The sequence below is a fragment of the Spartobacteria bacterium UBA695 genome (assembly GCA_002298145.1).
GTDB lineage: Bacteria > Verrucomicrobiota > Verrucomicrobiia > Chthoniobacterales > Chthoniobacteraceae > UBA695.
Genome location: DBMP01000029.1, coordinates 242,786 through 257,545, shown reverse-complemented (window position 1 = coordinate 257,545; position 14,760 = coordinate 242,786). Strand labels below are relative to the sequence as shown.

Annotated in this window: 12 protein-coding genes; 6 read left to right on the top strand and 6 right to left on the bottom strand. The window is 60.7% G+C overall.

What is annotated here, in order from left to right; translation table 11 throughout:
• Nucleotides 1-18 precede the first annotated feature (18 nt).
• The 6 genes from B2828_RS17475 (at nt 19) to B2828_RS17450 (ending at nt 8,418) form a co-directional block, all read left to right on the top strand.
• Nucleotides 19-1,782 carry an SEL1-like repeat protein gene (locus tag B2828_RS17475; RefSeq protein ID WP_479635060.1) on the top strand — a complete coding sequence of 588 codons (1,764 nt, stop codon included), beginning with the start codon at nt 19-21 and terminating at the stop codon, nt 1,780-1,782.
• An 81-nt stretch (nt 1,783-1,863) separates the two neighbouring features.
• Entirely contained in the window at nt 1,864-3,621 is a 1,758-nt protein-coding gene (locus B2828_RS17470) for a tetratricopeptide repeat protein (RefSeq protein WP_479635059.1), read from the top strand.
• 61 nt (nt 3,622-3,682) lie between these two features.
• Nucleotides 3,683-4,729 (top strand): DNA replication/repair protein RecF, encoded by a 1,047-nt coding sequence (gene recF / locus B2828_RS17465; protein ID WP_479635058.1) that lies wholly within the window; start codon nt 3,683-3,685, stop codon nt 4,727-4,729.
• Nucleotides 4,730-4,764: 35 nt separating this feature from the next.
• A complete protein-coding gene (locus B2828_RS17460) occupies nt 4,765-6,663 on the top strand; it encodes an ABC-F family ATP-binding cassette domain-containing protein (RefSeq protein ID WP_479635057.1) in 1,899 nt (632 codons plus the stop codon).
• 97 nt (nt 6,664-6,760) lie between these two features.
• Nucleotides 6,761-7,702, top strand: a complete 942-nt coding sequence (locus tag B2828_RS17455) for a hypothetical protein (RefSeq protein WP_479635056.1) — start codon at nt 6,761-6,763, stop codon at nt 7,700-7,702.
• 350 nt (nt 7,703-8,052) lie between these two features.
• Entirely contained in the window at nt 8,053-8,418 is a 366-nt protein-coding gene (locus B2828_RS17450) for a hypothetical protein (protein ID WP_479635055.1), read from the top strand.
• On the opposite strand, the gene trpA is transcribed toward B2828_RS17450, so the two are convergent.
• From trpA to B2828_RS17420, 6 genes are all read right to left on the bottom strand, one after another.
• The gene (gene trpA / locus B2828_RS17445) at nt 8,415-9,209 is read right to left on the bottom strand and encodes a tryptophan synthase subunit alpha (protein ID WP_479635054.1); all 795 of its coding nucleotides are present in this window, start codon (nt 9,207-9,209) and stop codon (nt 8,415-8,417) included. The genes B2828_RS17450 and trpA overlap by 4 nt on opposite strands.
• A gap of 190 nt (nt 9,210-9,399) precedes the next feature.
• A complete protein-coding gene (locus B2828_RS17440; RefSeq protein ID WP_479635053.1) occupies nt 9,400-9,633 on the bottom strand; it encodes a KH domain-containing protein in 234 nt (77 codons plus the stop codon).
• Nucleotides 9,634-9,757: 124 nt separating this feature from the next.
• The gene (gene rpsP / locus B2828_RS17435) at nt 9,758-10,012 is read right to left on the bottom strand and encodes a 30S ribosomal protein S16 (RefSeq protein WP_479635052.1); all 255 of its coding nucleotides are present in this window, start codon (nt 10,010-10,012) and stop codon (nt 9,758-9,760) included.
• A 61-nt stretch (nt 10,013-10,073) separates the two neighbouring features.
• Entirely contained in the window at nt 10,074-11,408 is a 1,335-nt protein-coding gene (ffh, locus tag B2828_RS17430) for a signal recognition particle protein (protein ID WP_479635051.1), read from the bottom strand.
• 107 nt (nt 11,409-11,515) lie between these two features.
• Nucleotides 11,516-12,778, bottom strand: a complete 1,263-nt coding sequence (locus B2828_RS17425; RefSeq protein WP_479635050.1) for a hypothetical protein — start codon at nt 12,776-12,778, stop codon at nt 11,516-11,518.
• A 255-nt stretch (nt 12,779-13,033) separates the two neighbouring features.
• The gene (locus B2828_RS17420) at nt 13,034-14,431 is read right to left on the bottom strand and encodes a proteasome accessory factor PafA2 family protein (protein WP_479635049.1); all 1,398 of its coding nucleotides are present in this window, start codon (nt 14,429-14,431) and stop codon (nt 13,034-13,036) included.
• Between the last annotated feature and the right edge of the window lie 329 nt (nt 14,432-14,760).

Below are 14,760 nucleotides of genomic sequence, written 5' to 3'. Positions count from 1 at the left end.
TTGTTTTAATCCGCCGCTATGCGTTGCTGGAAGCTCCTCGGAACCCTCGTCTGCGCCTGGCCCTTGGCCGGAGCGTTTGGCGAACCGTTGGTGCCGCCCGCGTCCACGCCCCTGAGCACCGGTTCGTGTGTCCCGATTTCCATTCCCGGGGATGACGCCGCACCCCGGCCCGCCGCGCCGCGCTCCATGGAAGTCGAAAAGGTTCTCACGCGCGCAGACAACGGCGATGCCCAGGCGCAATTTATGGCGGGGCTGTATTACTGGGAGGGCAAGCAGGTCCCGCAAAATTCAAGCTTGGCCGTCCGCTACATGGAGCGGGCCATCGCCGGGGGAAACGCGGATGCCAAGGGGGCACTGGGAACATGGCTTGTGGAGGGGAAGCTCATTCCGCGCGACCTTGAAAAAGGTGAACCCTTGCTGCGCGAGGCAGCGGAGGCCGGGATGCCGATCGCCCAGAACAGCCTGGGCTGCTTTTTGCTTATCCGTAATCCCCGGGAGGCGGTCGAATGGTTTCGCAAAGCGGCGGAAAAAGGGGTGCCTGATGCTGAGTTGAATCTCGCTGTTGTTTATCGCTTCGGGAATGGGGTGGAAAAAGACGAGCTTGAGGAAGTGAAGTGGCTGGAGCGGGCGGCGAAGCACGGCAAAGTTCAGGCCATGCAGACGCTGGCCGATTACTACACCGCTGGCCATGGCGCGGTCCCCAAAAACATGGAGCTGGCCGTGGCCTGGACGCGCAAGGCTACAGCGGGAGGGGCCTTGCCCGCTCAGACCAACCTGGGGGTCCGCTACTGGATGGGCGAGGGCGTGCTGACGGACAAGGAGTTGGCGGTGAAGTATTTTCGCGAATCAGCGGAGAAGGGAGATGCCATCGCCCAGGATTACCTGGCCCGGGCCTACCAGGAGGGCTTGGGTGTGGACAAAGACCTGGCCCAGGCGGCCCTCTGGTATGCCAAGGCCGCCGAGCGAGGTCATACCCATGCGCAGGTGATCCTGGGGATCATGTATCTCAATGGCGTGGGGGTGAAAAAGGACGTGGCCGCGAGCATTGAATGGCTCCGCAAGGCGGCGGATCTGGGCAACCACCGGGCCGAAGCCTGCCTGGGGGAGATTTTCTGGCTCGGCAAAGAGGTGCCACGCGATCCCATCCGGGCGGTTGGGTACATCCGCAAGGCGGCGGAGGCCGGGGAAGCGGTGTCGCAGTATTTTTTAGCGGCCGCGTACTTTGAAGGGGCTGGTGTGGAGAAGGACGAAACGGCGGCCTTCAACTGGTGTGCCAAATCCGCCGAGAATGGATGTTTGCGGGCCCAGTCGCAGCACGCGATGAATTTGCTCAAATATTTCACGGACCCTCAAAAAATAGCGGAGGCGGTGGAGTGGATGCTCAAGGCTGCCGAACGGGGCGAACCGTTGGCGCAGGCCCAGTGGGGAATTTGGCGGATGCGGGGCGATCACGGGGTCGAGATCAACAAGAAAGAGGCGGCGGATTGGATGCGTTTCTCCGCGCTTCAAGGGTGTTCGCGGGGCGAAAATGCCTATGGCTACGCGCTGGATACCGGAGAGGGCGTTGAGCGCGACTTGGTGGAAGCCTGCAAATGGTACACGTTGGCGATCAAGCAAGACGCGGACCCCGAATCAAAGCAGCGGGCGGAGGTCAACCTGCGCGGGCTGCTCCCCCGGTTGACGCCGGAGCAGATCGAGGACGGTCGGCGGCGAGCCGAGACGTTTAGGCCCATTGAAGAAAAGAAAGGAGTGGACGACCCCTTCGCGGTGGGTGTGAGTTAGTGAGGCAGGGAGCATATGGGCTGCCCCCCTCCGGCGGGAAAAGCTGGAAAGAATTCGTCGTCGTTGCTTTAATCCGCCGCCATGCGTTGCTGGAAGCTATTGGTAGTTCTCATTTGCGCCTGGCCCTGGGCCGGAGCGTTTGGCGAGCCGTTGGTGCCGTCCGCGTCCCCGTCATCATCCCCGTCCTCAGGAGCCGGTCCCAGTAGCCCCGTTTCACCCCTTCCCGTTGCCGGGGATTCGCGTTCTGACGGGCTGGAGCGAGTGCTTGCCCGGGCGGCCAAGGGCGATGCCGAGGCGCAACTCCAGGCGGCCCAGTATTATTACGATGGCAAACAGACGAACCCGGAGCTGGCCGTTCGCTACCTGAAGCAGGCGGCCGAAGCGGGCAATGGCGAGGCCATTGGGGTGCTGGGATGTTGGACCATCGAAGGCAAAGTGGTGCCCCGCGATGTGGAGAACGGGGAGCGGCTCTTGCGACGCGCCGCGGCGATGGGCGGGGCGAGAGCCCAGAATAACCTGGGGAGGACCCTGGCCGAGCGCGGCGTTGAAAAGGAGGCGCTGGAGTGGTTCCGCAAAGCGGCCGGACAAGATTTTGCCTTAGCGGAGATGAACATGGCGCGCGCTTATGAAACAGGCTTCGGCGTGGAAAAGGACGAGACCGAGAGGATCAAGTGGCTGGAGCGGGCGGGCAACCATGGCGTTCCCTTGGCAATGCAATGGGTTGCCGAATATTACACCGCCCCAGTCGGAGGGGTGCCTCGGGACACAGTCAAGGCGGTGGAATGGACGCGCAAGGCGGCTGCCGCCGGGGTGGCCTGTGCGCAGACGAATCTCGGGATGCGTTGCTTTCGCGGCGATGGCCTCTTGAGGGATACCCGGGAAGCCCTTCGCTGGTTCCGGGTGGCCGCCGAGCATGGGGATGCCTTTGGACAGCATTGTTTGGCGGGCGCTTACTTTGAAGGCATGGAAGTGGAAAAAGATCTCTCCCTGGCCGCCTATTGGTTCCGCAAGGCGGCCGATTCCGGCTATGCCGAGGCGCAGTTTTCGTTCGGGGTCCTCTGTTTTTTTGGAATGGGAGTGCCCAAGGACGTCAACAAGGGGTTGGAGTGGATCGCCAAGGCGGCGGATGGCGGCAGTCACCGGGCGGAGCTATGCCTGGGGGAGACCTATTGGAAGGGGATCGAGGTCCCGCGCGACATGCCCCGGGGCATGGTCTACCTCCGCAAGGCAGCGGAAGCCGGGGATGCCCTGGCGCAGTATTTCCTCTCGACCGCTTATAACCGGGGGGATGTCGTGGAAAAAAATCCCGACCTTGCCATGGAATGGTGCCGGAGGTCGGCTCAGCGAGGGTTCCCAGCCGCGCAGCGGCAATATGCGCTCTTCCTGAACGAAGCCTCCTTTGATACCAAAGGGAAGGCCGAGGCGGCAGAGTGGATGCGCAAAGCGGCTGAAAACGGGGACCCCGTGGCGCAGTTCCAGTATGGAATTTGGTGTGTGCAGGGAGATTGCGGGCTGGAGGCCGATCCGACCGAAGGGGTGCGCTGGCTGCGCTTTTCCGCCCTCCAGGGGTTTGCCAACGCCGAGGCATTTTATGGCCACTCGTTGGACTCCGCCACGGGCTGCGAGCGCGATTACGTCGAGGCTTACAAGTGGTACACGCTGGCCATCCAGCATGCCGACGACCCCGGGTTGAAGCGAGCCACGGGGGTCAACCTCCAAACCCTGCTGCTGCGGCTCACCCCGGAACAAATCGAGGAGGGGAAAAAGCGGGTGGAGAAGTTCGTTCCCGTTCGAGATAAGCGGAATAACGATGACCCGTTTGCGATTGGCCTGGGCTAAGGCTTGCGGTTGTGCGGATTCTGGCTTCCCGCCACCGTGGCCCGCGCCGTAGAATCGCCCCGTGCTCTCCGCCCTCAAACTTCGCGATTTTCGCTGCTTCCAGGCGCTCGAAACCGAGTTCGCCCCGGGAGTCAACGTCATCGTGGGCCCTAATGCCCAGGGAAAAACCTCGCTGCTTGAAGCCGCGTGCGTGCTCCTGCGGCTCCAGTCGCCCCGGACCAGCACCCTGGGGCCGCTGGTGCGGATCGGGTCCGTCGGGCTGGTGCTGGACGGGTTCTATGCGGGCAATCACCTGCAATTTTACTACTCCTCGCGCCGTAAAAAGCTGGCGCTCGACTCCGTGGAGCAGCGTTCCGCCGCCGATTACCTGAAAATCGGCCGCGTGGTCTGGTTTTCCAATGCCGACATGGCGCTCGTCCAGGGCGGAGCGGAGGAGCGGCGGCGCTACCTCGATTTCGTGGCCGTTCAGCTCGACGCCTCCTACCGCCGCCACCTGCGCGATTACGAAACGGCCCTGCGCTCCCGCAACCGGCTCCTTAAGCAACCGGGGGCGGCCTGGCGGCAGATCGCGGCCTTCGACGCTCCGCTCATTACCGCCGGAACGGCCCTTACCGAGGCGCGCGCCCGGCTGGTGGAAGAACTTTCGCCCCACGCCGCCGCCGCCCAGTTGGCCATCGGCGGCGCGGCGGGTGAGGCGCTGGCGCTGCGCTACGTGCCCGGGGTGGGGGACAACTTTGCCGTCAACCTGGAAGCCAGCCGCGACGAGGATTGGCGGCTGCGGCAGACCCGGGTGGGCCCGCACCGCGACGAACTGGCGCTCGAACTGGGCGGCCTCCCCTCCGCGCTCGCCAGCGAGGGCCAGCAGCGCACGCTCGCCCTGGCGCTGCGGCTCGCTCAGGCCCGGCTCATCGAAGCCCGCCACGAAGCTCTCCCCCTGCTCCTCCTGGATGATATTTTCGGCGAACTCGACCTGAACCGCCGCAACGCGCTCCTGGCCCACCTCCCCTCCGGCGCACAGCAAATCATCACCACCACGCACTTCGACTGGGCCGATACCGCCGCCGCCCGCGTCTTCAAGTTGGAGAACCGCCTCTTAACGACCGCTTGACCGCGCCGCCCTAAGACGCTACTTCTCCCGTTCCCATGGCTCAGCCCGGTTCCGCCAGTCTCATCACCGCCCAAGACCTTTGCGTTCAGTATAACGACCAGGTCGTCCTCGATCATGCCTCGCTCTCGATCCACGAAGGCGACCGCCTCGGCTTGGTAGGCCGCAACGGTTCGGGCAAATCGACCTTCCTGCGCATCCTCGCCGAGACCCTGGAGCCCGATAGCGGCAATGTGGCCCGCCGCCGCGGCATGGTCGTCGGCTATCTGCCGCAGGAGTTCGCCCTCGACCCGGAGAAAACCGTGGAGGAGAACATCCGCGACGGGGCGCGCCATGTGCTCGATCTCATTGCGGAATTTGAGGCGCTCCCGGGCGATTCCGGGCGGCATCACGAGCTGGAGGAGCGCATCAACGTGCTCGACGGCTGGACGCTCGACAACCGCGTCGCCACGGCCATTTCCAAGCTGAGCTGCCCGCCCGCCGATGCCCGAATTCCCAATCTCTCTGGCGGCGAAAAACGGCGTGTGGCCCTCTGCCGAGCCGTCGTCTCGCGGCCCGATCTGCTGATCCTGGACGAGCCGACCAACCATCTCGATGCCGAGTCGATCGAATGGCTCGCCGAGTTCCTCAAAGGCTACCGCGGGGCGTTCCTTGTCGTCACGCACGACCGGTATTTCCTCGACAGCGTTTGCAACCAGATCGTGGAACTGCGCGGGGGTGTTTTTGAGTCCTACGAGGGGAACTACACCGATTACCTCGTCACCCGGGCCGAGCGGATGGCGGCTGCTGAGCTGGTCGAGCACAAGCGCCAGATGTTCCTTGCGCGCGAGCTGGAGTGGGTGCGCCGCACGCCGGAGGCCCGCCGCACCAAGTCGAGAGCCCGCATCGACGCCTATTTCGACGCCGCCGCGCAGGAAGCTCCTGAGCTGGATCGCGACGTGGACTTGGTCATCCCGCCCGCGCCGCAGCTGGGCAACCGTGTCGTCGAGCTGACCCAGGTGGGGATGTCCATGGGCGGGCGGCGGCTATTTTCCGGGATCGACTTTCAGTTCCAGGGCGGGCAGCGCATCGGGATTACCGGACGCAACGGCCTGGGTAAGACGACGCTCTTAAAAATCATCCTGGGCCAGCTCGCGCCGGAGACGGGCGAGGTGCGCGTGGGGCAGCTCACACGGTTTAATTACGTCGACCAGGCCCGGCTGCTCCTCAACGACGACGACACCGTGCTCCAAGCCGTCAGCGACGAGAGCGAGTACGTGACCTATGGCGAAGTGCGCGTGCCCGTGCGCGGTTTTTTGAAGCGCTTCCTCTTCACCGATGACCGGATCATGACCAAGGTGCGCTTCCTGAGCGGCGGGGAGCGGAGCCGGCTCTTGCTCGCGCGCATCCTCAAGAACGGTGGCAATTTCCTGATCCTTGACGAGCCGACGAACGACCTCGACCTGGCCACGCTACGCATCCTGGAGGAGGCGCTTATCGCATTCGAGGGAGTGGTGCTCGTGGTCAGCCACGACCGCTATTTTTTAAACCGCGTTTGCACCGGCATCCTGGCCTTCGAGGGCGAGGGGCAGGTGAATTACAGTGTTGGCAACTACGATTACTACTGGGAAAAACGCCAGCGGATGCTGCGACAGGTCGGGCCCGATCCCGGCCCGGCGGAAGCCAAGGCGAGGCCGCGCCGCGCGGGAGCCGACAAGCCCCGCAAGCTCACCTACAAGGAGGGCAAGGAGCTGGAAGGGATGGAGGAGACCATCCTGGGTGTGGAAGGACGTATTGAGGAGATCGAGGGGATGTTTGCCGACTCGGAGTTTCACCAGAAATTTGGCTCCCAGGCGGTGGAGCTCAACGAGGAGCTGGAAGCGGCCCGCAAACGGCTGGAAGCGCTCTACGCCCGTTGGGAGGAGTTGGAGGCGATCCGCATCGCGGCGGAAGGGTAGCGCGGAGCGGGGGCTTCTCACGCAAAGCCGCCCACGGGGCAAAGGCAGGGGGAGAAAGCGTTGACCCCTTTGTCGTATAATATATTCTTTAAATAATATGTTAAAGGACTTGGCTTGTGTTTTGCTCCTGTTTTGTGGTTTGGGAGGCAATCACAGTAATGCTTCGGCAGGAGCGCCGCCCCCTTCTACGATCTCCAAGGTGACGTCTGTACTAGAGAAGAACACCTTCAAAAACCTTTGTTTCGATTTCTCCACCGTTGAAACCAGAAAAACAGCGGGGCAAGATCATTTTGCGGTAACCGCATGGGAAAGCGGAAGGATGTGTGTGAATGGAGAGCCTAACTCACTAATTAAAGTAACCTATGCTCCCTCCACGACAGCTTGGATAGACGGCAAAGCTCCCTATTATCAGGAAAACAAAACCGTTGCCTATAACGGTAAATACTGGATATCTGCAATCACTGATTGTGGCGCTATCAATGAAATGATTAGGTATCCAACGGCCATTATTACCGAAAAATGCCCTAACGACTGGGAACCTACGGGATGGGAGACTGGGGAGATTTTTTTCTTAACCCACGCTCCAGTTTATTACCATCTTACTGTTGCACAGGCAGTGAAGCAGTATTCAAAGCACCTCTTACTATTTCCTGCGCCGTATCTTCGGATTGAAGAGGAGAACGATGTGCTCAAAATTTCGATGGCTCCGTCTGCGTCCTCCGATTGGGAGACACAAGTTTGGTTGGAGATGCAAAAAGGGGGAGCTTTAAAGAAGATCATTACCAAAGGCCAAATACTTTCTGAAGAAATCACGGTTGATAGTTTCCAAGAGGCCGGTGGAATCTGGTTCCCCGCTAAAGGGACGCGGGTTGCCACCATTGAAGGGGGTAAAAAGGTGATAAAGCTGGAGTTTAGTGCAAACAACTTTTCGTTGATCGACATGCCGGGGGATCTGTACGGCGTAAAGCTTGATCCCGGGTGCCGCGTGGAGGATCGGCGAAGCCATACCTCGTATGTCGTGGGCCGGGAAATCAAGTAGCTTCTCACGCAAAGCCGCCCAAGGTACCTCTCGTTCTGAATCAGCGGATGGCGAACGAGGAGCCGTAGCGCAGACCATCTTTTTTTCTCCCTTTCAGGGTGATCAAATCATCCCATTGAGGAAAAAAGATTGACCCCGTTTTGCCCCTCTGAGACCTTCAAATCCTAAATTTTAACTGCGAAAGCAGGGTGTTTGGCATCACGAACGTAGGAAATTCGACCCCCCAAACACATCGTGGCAACACCGAAAAATCGGTGCGGCCCGGTCGTGTTGTTTGGGGGGCTTCCTACGGCCCGTGATGCACGCGGCTCGGGCCGCACCTTGTTTCGGCCCAAGCCATGACATCAAGGATGAAAGACAGCGATTCTCTCCCGACCAACGGGAAGCCCTTTGCCGTGCATCATAACGATTACGGTATCTTTTCGGAGCTCTGTATCACCAATATTGGCGGTGAGGCGGTGATTGCGGGGATTACTGTAAACGGTAGGTTCGCGCCCTCGGTGGAGGTCGGCGGCACGGTCCGTTTCTGCCCGCTGGAGCTTCCCCGCAAGCTTCCGGGCGGTGCGTCGATCGCGGTGCTTCTCCAGGGGCCCTCCCAATGGGTGCGGCCCGTGGAATGCTTTGTCGGTTATCCCGAGGAGGTCGTGCTTTGCCTGGAAGAAGGCGGCGCGATTCGGTTTGGCTCCTGGGATATTGTCCGCCGGAAGGTGAATTAATGCTTCGTTGCCGCGGCGAGCGGGCGGACGAACTCGGCGACGCGCTCGGCGAGGTCCGGTTGGCCGCCAAACTCGGCGATGTGCTTTACGATCGCGCTACCCACGACGACGCCATCGGCTTTCCCGGCGACTTCGCGGGCCTGGTCCGGGGTCGAGATGCCGAAGCCGACGACCACGGGCAGTTGGGTTGCGGCGCGGATGGAGGCGACGCCTGCCTCCAGGGTGCTGGCGATGGTGCTCCGCTCGCCGGTGACGCCTTCACGCGAGACGTAGTAGACGAAACCTTCCGCACGCCGGGCTAGCTCGATGACGCGCTCTGGCGGCGTGGTCGGGGCGATGAGGCGGATGCGCCGGACGTTGCTTGCTACGTTGAATTCGCCGAAGTCTTCGTCTGGCGGCAGATCCAGGAGCAGCACGCCGTCGACGCCCGCGTCTTCGGCAGCGGCGAGGAATTCGCGGAACCCGAAGCGGTAAACCGGGTTCATGTAGGTGTAGAGGACGATGGGGAGCTGGGACTGGGTGCGGATGGTGCGAACGGTGTCGAGCACGCCTTGCAGCGTGGTGCCGCTGGCCAGGCCGCGCTGGGCGGCGAGCTGGTTGACGATGCCGTCGGCGACGGGGTCGGAAAACGGGACGCCCAGCTCCAGGATGTCCACGCCCGCTTTTTCCAGGGCTAGGGCGAGGGTGGCCGTGGCGGCGAGGGTGGGATCGCCCGCGCCGATGTAGGCGATAAACGCGCTCTGGTGGCTGGTGCGAAGGCGTTCGAAGGTCTGGTCAATCCGGTTCTGCATGGTTCGCCCATTGTGCACAAGAATGCCCCGGGGTGTCCATGCGAGTTTTTCCCACGTGCGTGAGCGAACGGATCAGGCTCTTGGATAAAACAAATCAGGAACTCCGGAAGTCAGGAAAATACAGAGATCCTTTTCCTGAGTTCCTGATTAAGCCCGAAGTAACTGTAAAAATGAGATAGAGGGCCCGGCCCTATACTTCGAGGATCTGAAAGCTGGCTTTCTGGCCGTGCCGGGCGGCGGTGGTGGAAAGCAGGTTGCGGATGGCCTCGATGGTGCGGCCTTGTTTGCCGACCATTTTGCCGATTTCCTGCCGGGGCAGGCGGAGCCGGAAGACGGTCTTGTTGCCGGAGCGGTGCTCGGTGAGCTCCAGCCCCTCGGGTGTCCCCACTAGGTTGATAATGAGGTAGCGCAGGAATTCTTCCATTTTTTTTGGTGAGCCCTAGGATAAGCCCAAAACGGGGCTTCTGGCAAAACGAAACAAGACCGAAAGGGGAATGGACCCCTTCGGTCTTAAAGGTTCGCTTGGGTGCTTGGCCTTTTTCGGCGCCTTAGGCGGCGACGACGGCTTTGCGGGCGTTCTTGATCAGCGAGCGGACGGTCTCGGTGGGCTGAGCGCCGACGCCAACCCAGTAATCAACGCGGGAAAGGTCGATCTTGACGTTGTTGGCGGCTTTCTTCGGATCGTAGTTGCCGATGTGCTCGATGAACTTGCCGTCGCGCGGGCCACGGGAATCGGCCACGACGATGCGGTAATACGGGCTGTTGAGTGCGCCTTCGCGCCGGAGTCGGATGGATACTGCCATAAATGTTTAGGGTTGGTTCGCTGTTGTTGGTGTTTGTTCGGGCCGGGGCCTTTGAGAGCCCCTAACGCATCCCGGGGATGCGCGGCCCGCCGGAGCGAGCCATCATTTTTTTGAACTTCCCCATGTTTTTCATCATTTTTCGCATCTGATTAAAACGCAGGATAAGGTCGTTTACTTCCGTAACTGAGGTGCCACTGCCGCGGGCGATGCGCTGACGCCGCCGGGCATTGAGGATGTCCGGTTTGTCGCGCTCTTGTTTGGTCATCGATAGGACGATGGCTTCCACCCGCCGCATTTGCTTCTCATCTACGGAAAAGCCTTTCATGTTACTCATGCCGGGCAACATGCCAAGCAGATTCTCTAGGGGCCCGAGTTTGCGGATCATTTTGAACTGATCCAGGAAGTCGTTGAGGTCGAAGGAGGCGGTGCGGAGTTTTTCCTCCATGCGGCGCGCGTCCTCTTCGTTAATGGCTTGGGCGGCTTTTTCGACCAGGCCGACGATGTCGCCCATGCCGAGGATGCGCCCGGCGAGGCGGTCGGGGACGAAGGGCTCGAATTGGTCGATTTTTTCCCCCACGCCCGCGAATTTGATGGGCCGCTGGGTGACTTGCCTCATGGAGAGGGCTGCGCCGCCTCGGGCGTCGCCGTCGAGCTTGGTGAGGATGAGGCCGGACAGCCCAAGGGCTTCGTGAAAGTGGGTGGCGACGCTGACGGCTTGCTGGCCGGTGGCGGCGTCGGCGACGAGGAGGATCTCCTGGGGGGCGAGGTAGTCCCGCAGGCGCTTGAGCTCCTGGACGAGGGGTTCGTCGATTTCCTGGCGGCCTGCGGTGTCAAAAAGGTGGATGTTGGCGGCGGGGTACTGGGCGGCCCATTCCAGACCGGCCTTGGCGGCGCGTAGGACGTCGGTCTCGCCCGGCTCTGGGCGGAAGACGGGGACGTCGATCTGGTCGCCGAGGGTGGCCAGCTGTTCGATGGCGGCGGGGCGGTAGAGGTCGAGCGCGTAAAGGAGCGGGGTGCGGCCCTGGCCTTTGAGCCAGCGGGCGAGCTTGGCTGCGGAGGTGGTTTTGCCTGCGCCGTTGAGGCCAACTAGGAGGATGCGGCCGGGGGCTGCGGTGTTGAGCGGGGCGGCGTCGCCTCCGAGGAGGGTGGTCAGCTCGTCGTGGAAGATTTTGACGATCTGCTGGCCGGGCGTGACGCTGCGCAGGACTTCCTCGCCGAGCGCCTTTTCTTTGACGCGGGCGATGAAGTCCTTGGCCACTTGGTAGTGGACGTCGGCTTCCAGGAGGGCCATGCGCACGGTGCGCATTGCATCGGTCACGTTCGATTCGGAAATCGCTCCGTGGCCCCGCAAGTCTTTGAAGACGTCCTGGAGTTTGTCGGCTAGCTGGCTGAACATTGTGCTAAAGGGTCCTTAGGATGCAGGAAAACCGCCTCCTGCGTCGAGGGAGAAGTTTAGCACAAATTCCAGGGACTGTTCAACTCGGCTTGAGATTTCCGGGGCGCTCAAAAACAATAAGATTGGGTGGGAAATTCCAGTTTGTCTACGCCGGGGAAAATCAGAGAAAGCGCCATGAACAAGGGGTTTTGGTTCCAGCAGCACCAGTAAGGGAATGCCGCGTATCCATTGATGACCACGGAGAGGACGGCAAGGGTCCAGAAAATCGTTTTTTGCCAGATTGCAGTCGAGTTTTCTAGCACATGGGCCAGGGGCACGAGGAGTAAGGGGATGACGGGAAGCAGGAGACGGGTGCCATAGCAATAGCCGCCGTTCCAGCCGAACCAGAGGGTCATTAATAGGAAATAAACGCTGAAGCCTGAGAAAATCACGGTGGAGTCCTCCTGGTGGTTACGCCAGAAAGCAGGCCATGCGGCGAAGGCTACCAAGGCAACCGGAATCACTGGAAGGATGCCGTGGTTGGGGGAAAGCAACAGGGCGGCAAATCCATTAAAAATGTTGCCTGATATCCACGCCTGGGCAGTGTGAAATGGGTGCCCGAACATGAACTGGTTGAGCCACAAGACGGTCAGGCAGCTTGCGCCGATGGGTACGGACAATTTTACCAATCCGGGAAAATTCCGATTTTTCAACTGGAGGGCTAAAAGCGGCAGCGCCAAGAGTAAAAAGGGCGGTTTCGTCAGAATGCCGATGCCGAGGAAAAGCCCGGCCAGCAGCAAATGTTTGTGCCGGAGCACAAGCGAATAGGCACCCATAACGCAGAGAATGAGCAGCGGTTCCGAGAAAAGGCTTCGGCCATAGACCCATGCCGGTGTGCCCAGGAAGACAATAGCCGTGACGATATAGGCAGATTCGGGGGTTTTTACATACCGGCGAATGAGTTGCCAAAAGAAAAAGGAGGCCCAAATAATTTCTCCGCTTGAGCAGAGGATTGCGACCGATTCGATGAGGTCCGGTCGGTTTAGCCAAGCTAAGACGGGTTTTGCTACAAAGAGTATAGGCAGAATGGCCAGAACCGATCCGGATGGATGAATTGAGTAATCAGGTTGGCTAGGGGCCGGTTCCACTCCAGGAACTAAAGGGATCGGCATGATTCGATGGTCTTGTGTTATCCCCCAGCGTGGTTTTTCTCCCTGCCCGTAGTAGGCCCACCAGCCGCTGCGTTTTGATCCTTCGAACCAACAGGAATGGTGGCCAATGGGTCTGCCCGCAAAATTTTTGCCCGCCTGGTTGCCTCCTGCCAGCGCCTCGTCGTAGCTCTTGCGCATGTTGAGGCTGCCGTCTTCAAGGAGGCTGCTGATGAGCAGCATGTAATAGGGCTCATCTCCTCCCGTTAATCTGGGAGCACCAAACATGACATTACCGTAACGGTCGCATCTCGACCAGATATTCGGCAGCAGGAGTACGCTTCCGAGGAGGAGAAAGAAAAGCCAGGGTGGTAGTTTCATTGAGGAAAGGAGCCGGAAATTCCATGAAAGAATGGCAATTTCCCCAATCCCGGCAATGAAAAAAAACAAACGGCGTCAAAAATACGACACAGTGAATAATATTAGATAAATGCGCTCCTAGATATCCAGGAACTTCTTTACCTCGGCTTCGCTGGATTCGAAGGGGTCGGGGAGCGGGAGTGGCGGCTCGCCATTGATGCTCATGGAGTCCCAGTTGATGAGGTAGTTGACTTTCGGGTGCTCCAGAAACCAGCCGACCGCCAGGCCCCGGCCATGGGCTCGGGTGTTGCGCGGCGGGATGTTGAGGGTCGCGGGCCGGAGCGCCTGGCGGTTCCACTCGGCGATGCGCGGTTCGGCTTTCAGGCCAAAGAAGAGGCCGCGCTCGGGGTCGATGTTGTGGTATTCGAGGTCCAGGCTTTGCAGCCAGGGGTCGTCCCAGGCGAGGTGTTCGCTGGTCCGGAATAGATCGAGGAGCCAGCGCTTGGAGATCCAGTCGACGCCGCCAACGAGCCGTTCCTGGTCGTTTTCCAGGCATTCGAGGACAAATTGCCAGCTCTCCAGGAGCCAGTCGGTCTCTTCGTCGCGCCCGGTGAAGTAGCGCTGGGCGTGGGCCAGGAATTCGGCCTGGATGTCGAGGGCGTCGCGTGTGCGGCCGTCGGCTAGCTTGACCGCCCCCCGGCCGGTGCCGATGTGCGAGATTTCCCGCGTGGCGACCACGGCGTCGTGCAGGACGACGTGCCGGGGCAGGCACTCCTGCTCCATGAGGGTCAGGATGAGCGAGGTGAGGCCGACTTTCAGGCCGGTGGCAAAGGGGCTCATGTTTGAGTCGCCTACGAGCAGGTGGAGGCGGCGGAAGCGGTGGTGGTCGGCCAGGGGCTCGTCCCGCGCGTTGATGATGGCGCGGTTAAACTGCACCCACTGGTAGATGTCGTTGACGATGTGGTCGGCCCGCTGGGAGAGCTGGAAATCGACGGGGCCGCCTGGCTTGGGCTCGTATTCGAAGGAAAGCGGGTTGGTCTGCCCGACGCGGCCCGCGCCGGTGTAGATCTGCCGGGTGGCCAGGAATGAGAGGAGGGTGCCCAGGGCGGCGGGGGTGAACTGCATTTCGCGCCGCACGAGGTAGTTCTCGTGGCAGCCGAAGGTGGCGCCGGTCTGGTGATCGACGTTGTTTTTGATCATGGAGACGCGACTTTCGGCGCGCAGGCCGCTGACGGCCCCCTGGACGAGGGTGTCTCCGGCGACGTCGTAGGCGCAGAGGTCTTTGAGGTCGAGGCATTCGGGCGAGGCGTACTCTAGGTGGCCCATGTCGACGTAGAGGCGGCCTCCGTTGCGCAAGAAGCCGCCGTTGCCGGGCGGTTCCTCGTAGTCGCGGTAGTGGAGGTCGACGGCCCCGATGTGCTCCTTTTTAAAGAGATGGTTTTTCAGCCTTACGGGCCACGAGTCGGAGGCGTTTTGGGGCGTTTCGTCGGCGACGAGGCAGCCGTACTCGGTTTCGATGCCTGTGATGCGGTTCACGCCAGGAGTTTCGGGACAGGGGCGGTTTCCGGTGGTGGCGGCAAGATCGGCCGCGAAGCTTGGTTTGATCGGGGTTCCCAAAAAAATCGGGATATTAAAAATAATCGGTTTTCCTGTTGCTTTCGGTCGCTGCTTATAGGATGAGTATTTCCATCGGCATGCGGGTTGGAATCCTGATTTGAAGCGGGTCGGGCGCTAAAAACGCCTTAAAAACGTTCAAAAAAGGGATTCCTCTACGCAAGAGTGCGGATTTTCATTAGTTTAAAAAACCGCTAATATCTCACCAGCTTTTGAAATCAGGGGTAGGCGCGTCGGCAGAAGGGGTTAAT

Bases quoted from the DNA above. Each gene is read 5' to 3' on its own strand.
- B2828_RS17440 (WP_479635053.1), bottom strand. From the start codon at position 9,633: ATGGAAGAATTCCTGCGCTACCTCATTATCAACCTAGTGGGGACACCC.
- trpA (WP_479635054.1), bottom strand. From the start codon at position 9,209: ATGCAGAACCGGATTGACCAGACCTTCGAACGCCTTCGCACCAGCCAC.
- B2828_RS17475 (WP_479635060.1), top strand. From the start codon at position 19: ATGCGTTGCTGGAAGCTCCTCGGAACCCTCGTCTGCGCCTGGCCCTTG.
- B2828_RS17425 (WP_479635050.1), bottom strand. From the start codon at position 12,778: ATGCTGCTCATCAGCAGCCTCCTTGAAGACGGCAGCCTCAACATGCGC.
- rpsP (WP_479635052.1), bottom strand. From the start codon at position 10,012: ATGGCAGTATCCATCCGACTCCGGCGCGAAGGCGCACTCAACAGCCCG.
- B2828_RS17450 (WP_479635055.1), top strand. From the start codon at position 8,053: ATGAAAGACAGCGATTCTCTCCCGACCAACGGGAAGCCCTTTGCCGTG.
- B2828_RS17460 (WP_479635057.1), top strand. From the start codon at position 4,765: ATGGCTCAGCCCGGTTCCGCCAGTCTCATCACCGCCCAAGACCTTTGC.
- B2828_RS17455 (WP_479635056.1), top strand. From the start codon at position 6,761: ATGTTAAAGGACTTGGCTTGTGTTTTGCTCCTGTTTTGTGGTTTGGGA.
- ffh (WP_479635051.1), bottom strand. From the start codon at position 11,408: ATGTTCAGCCAGCTAGCCGACAAACTCCAGGACGTCTTCAAAGACTTG.
- B2828_RS17470 (WP_479635059.1), top strand. From the start codon at position 1,864: ATGCGTTGCTGGAAGCTATTGGTAGTTCTCATTTGCGCCTGGCCCTGG.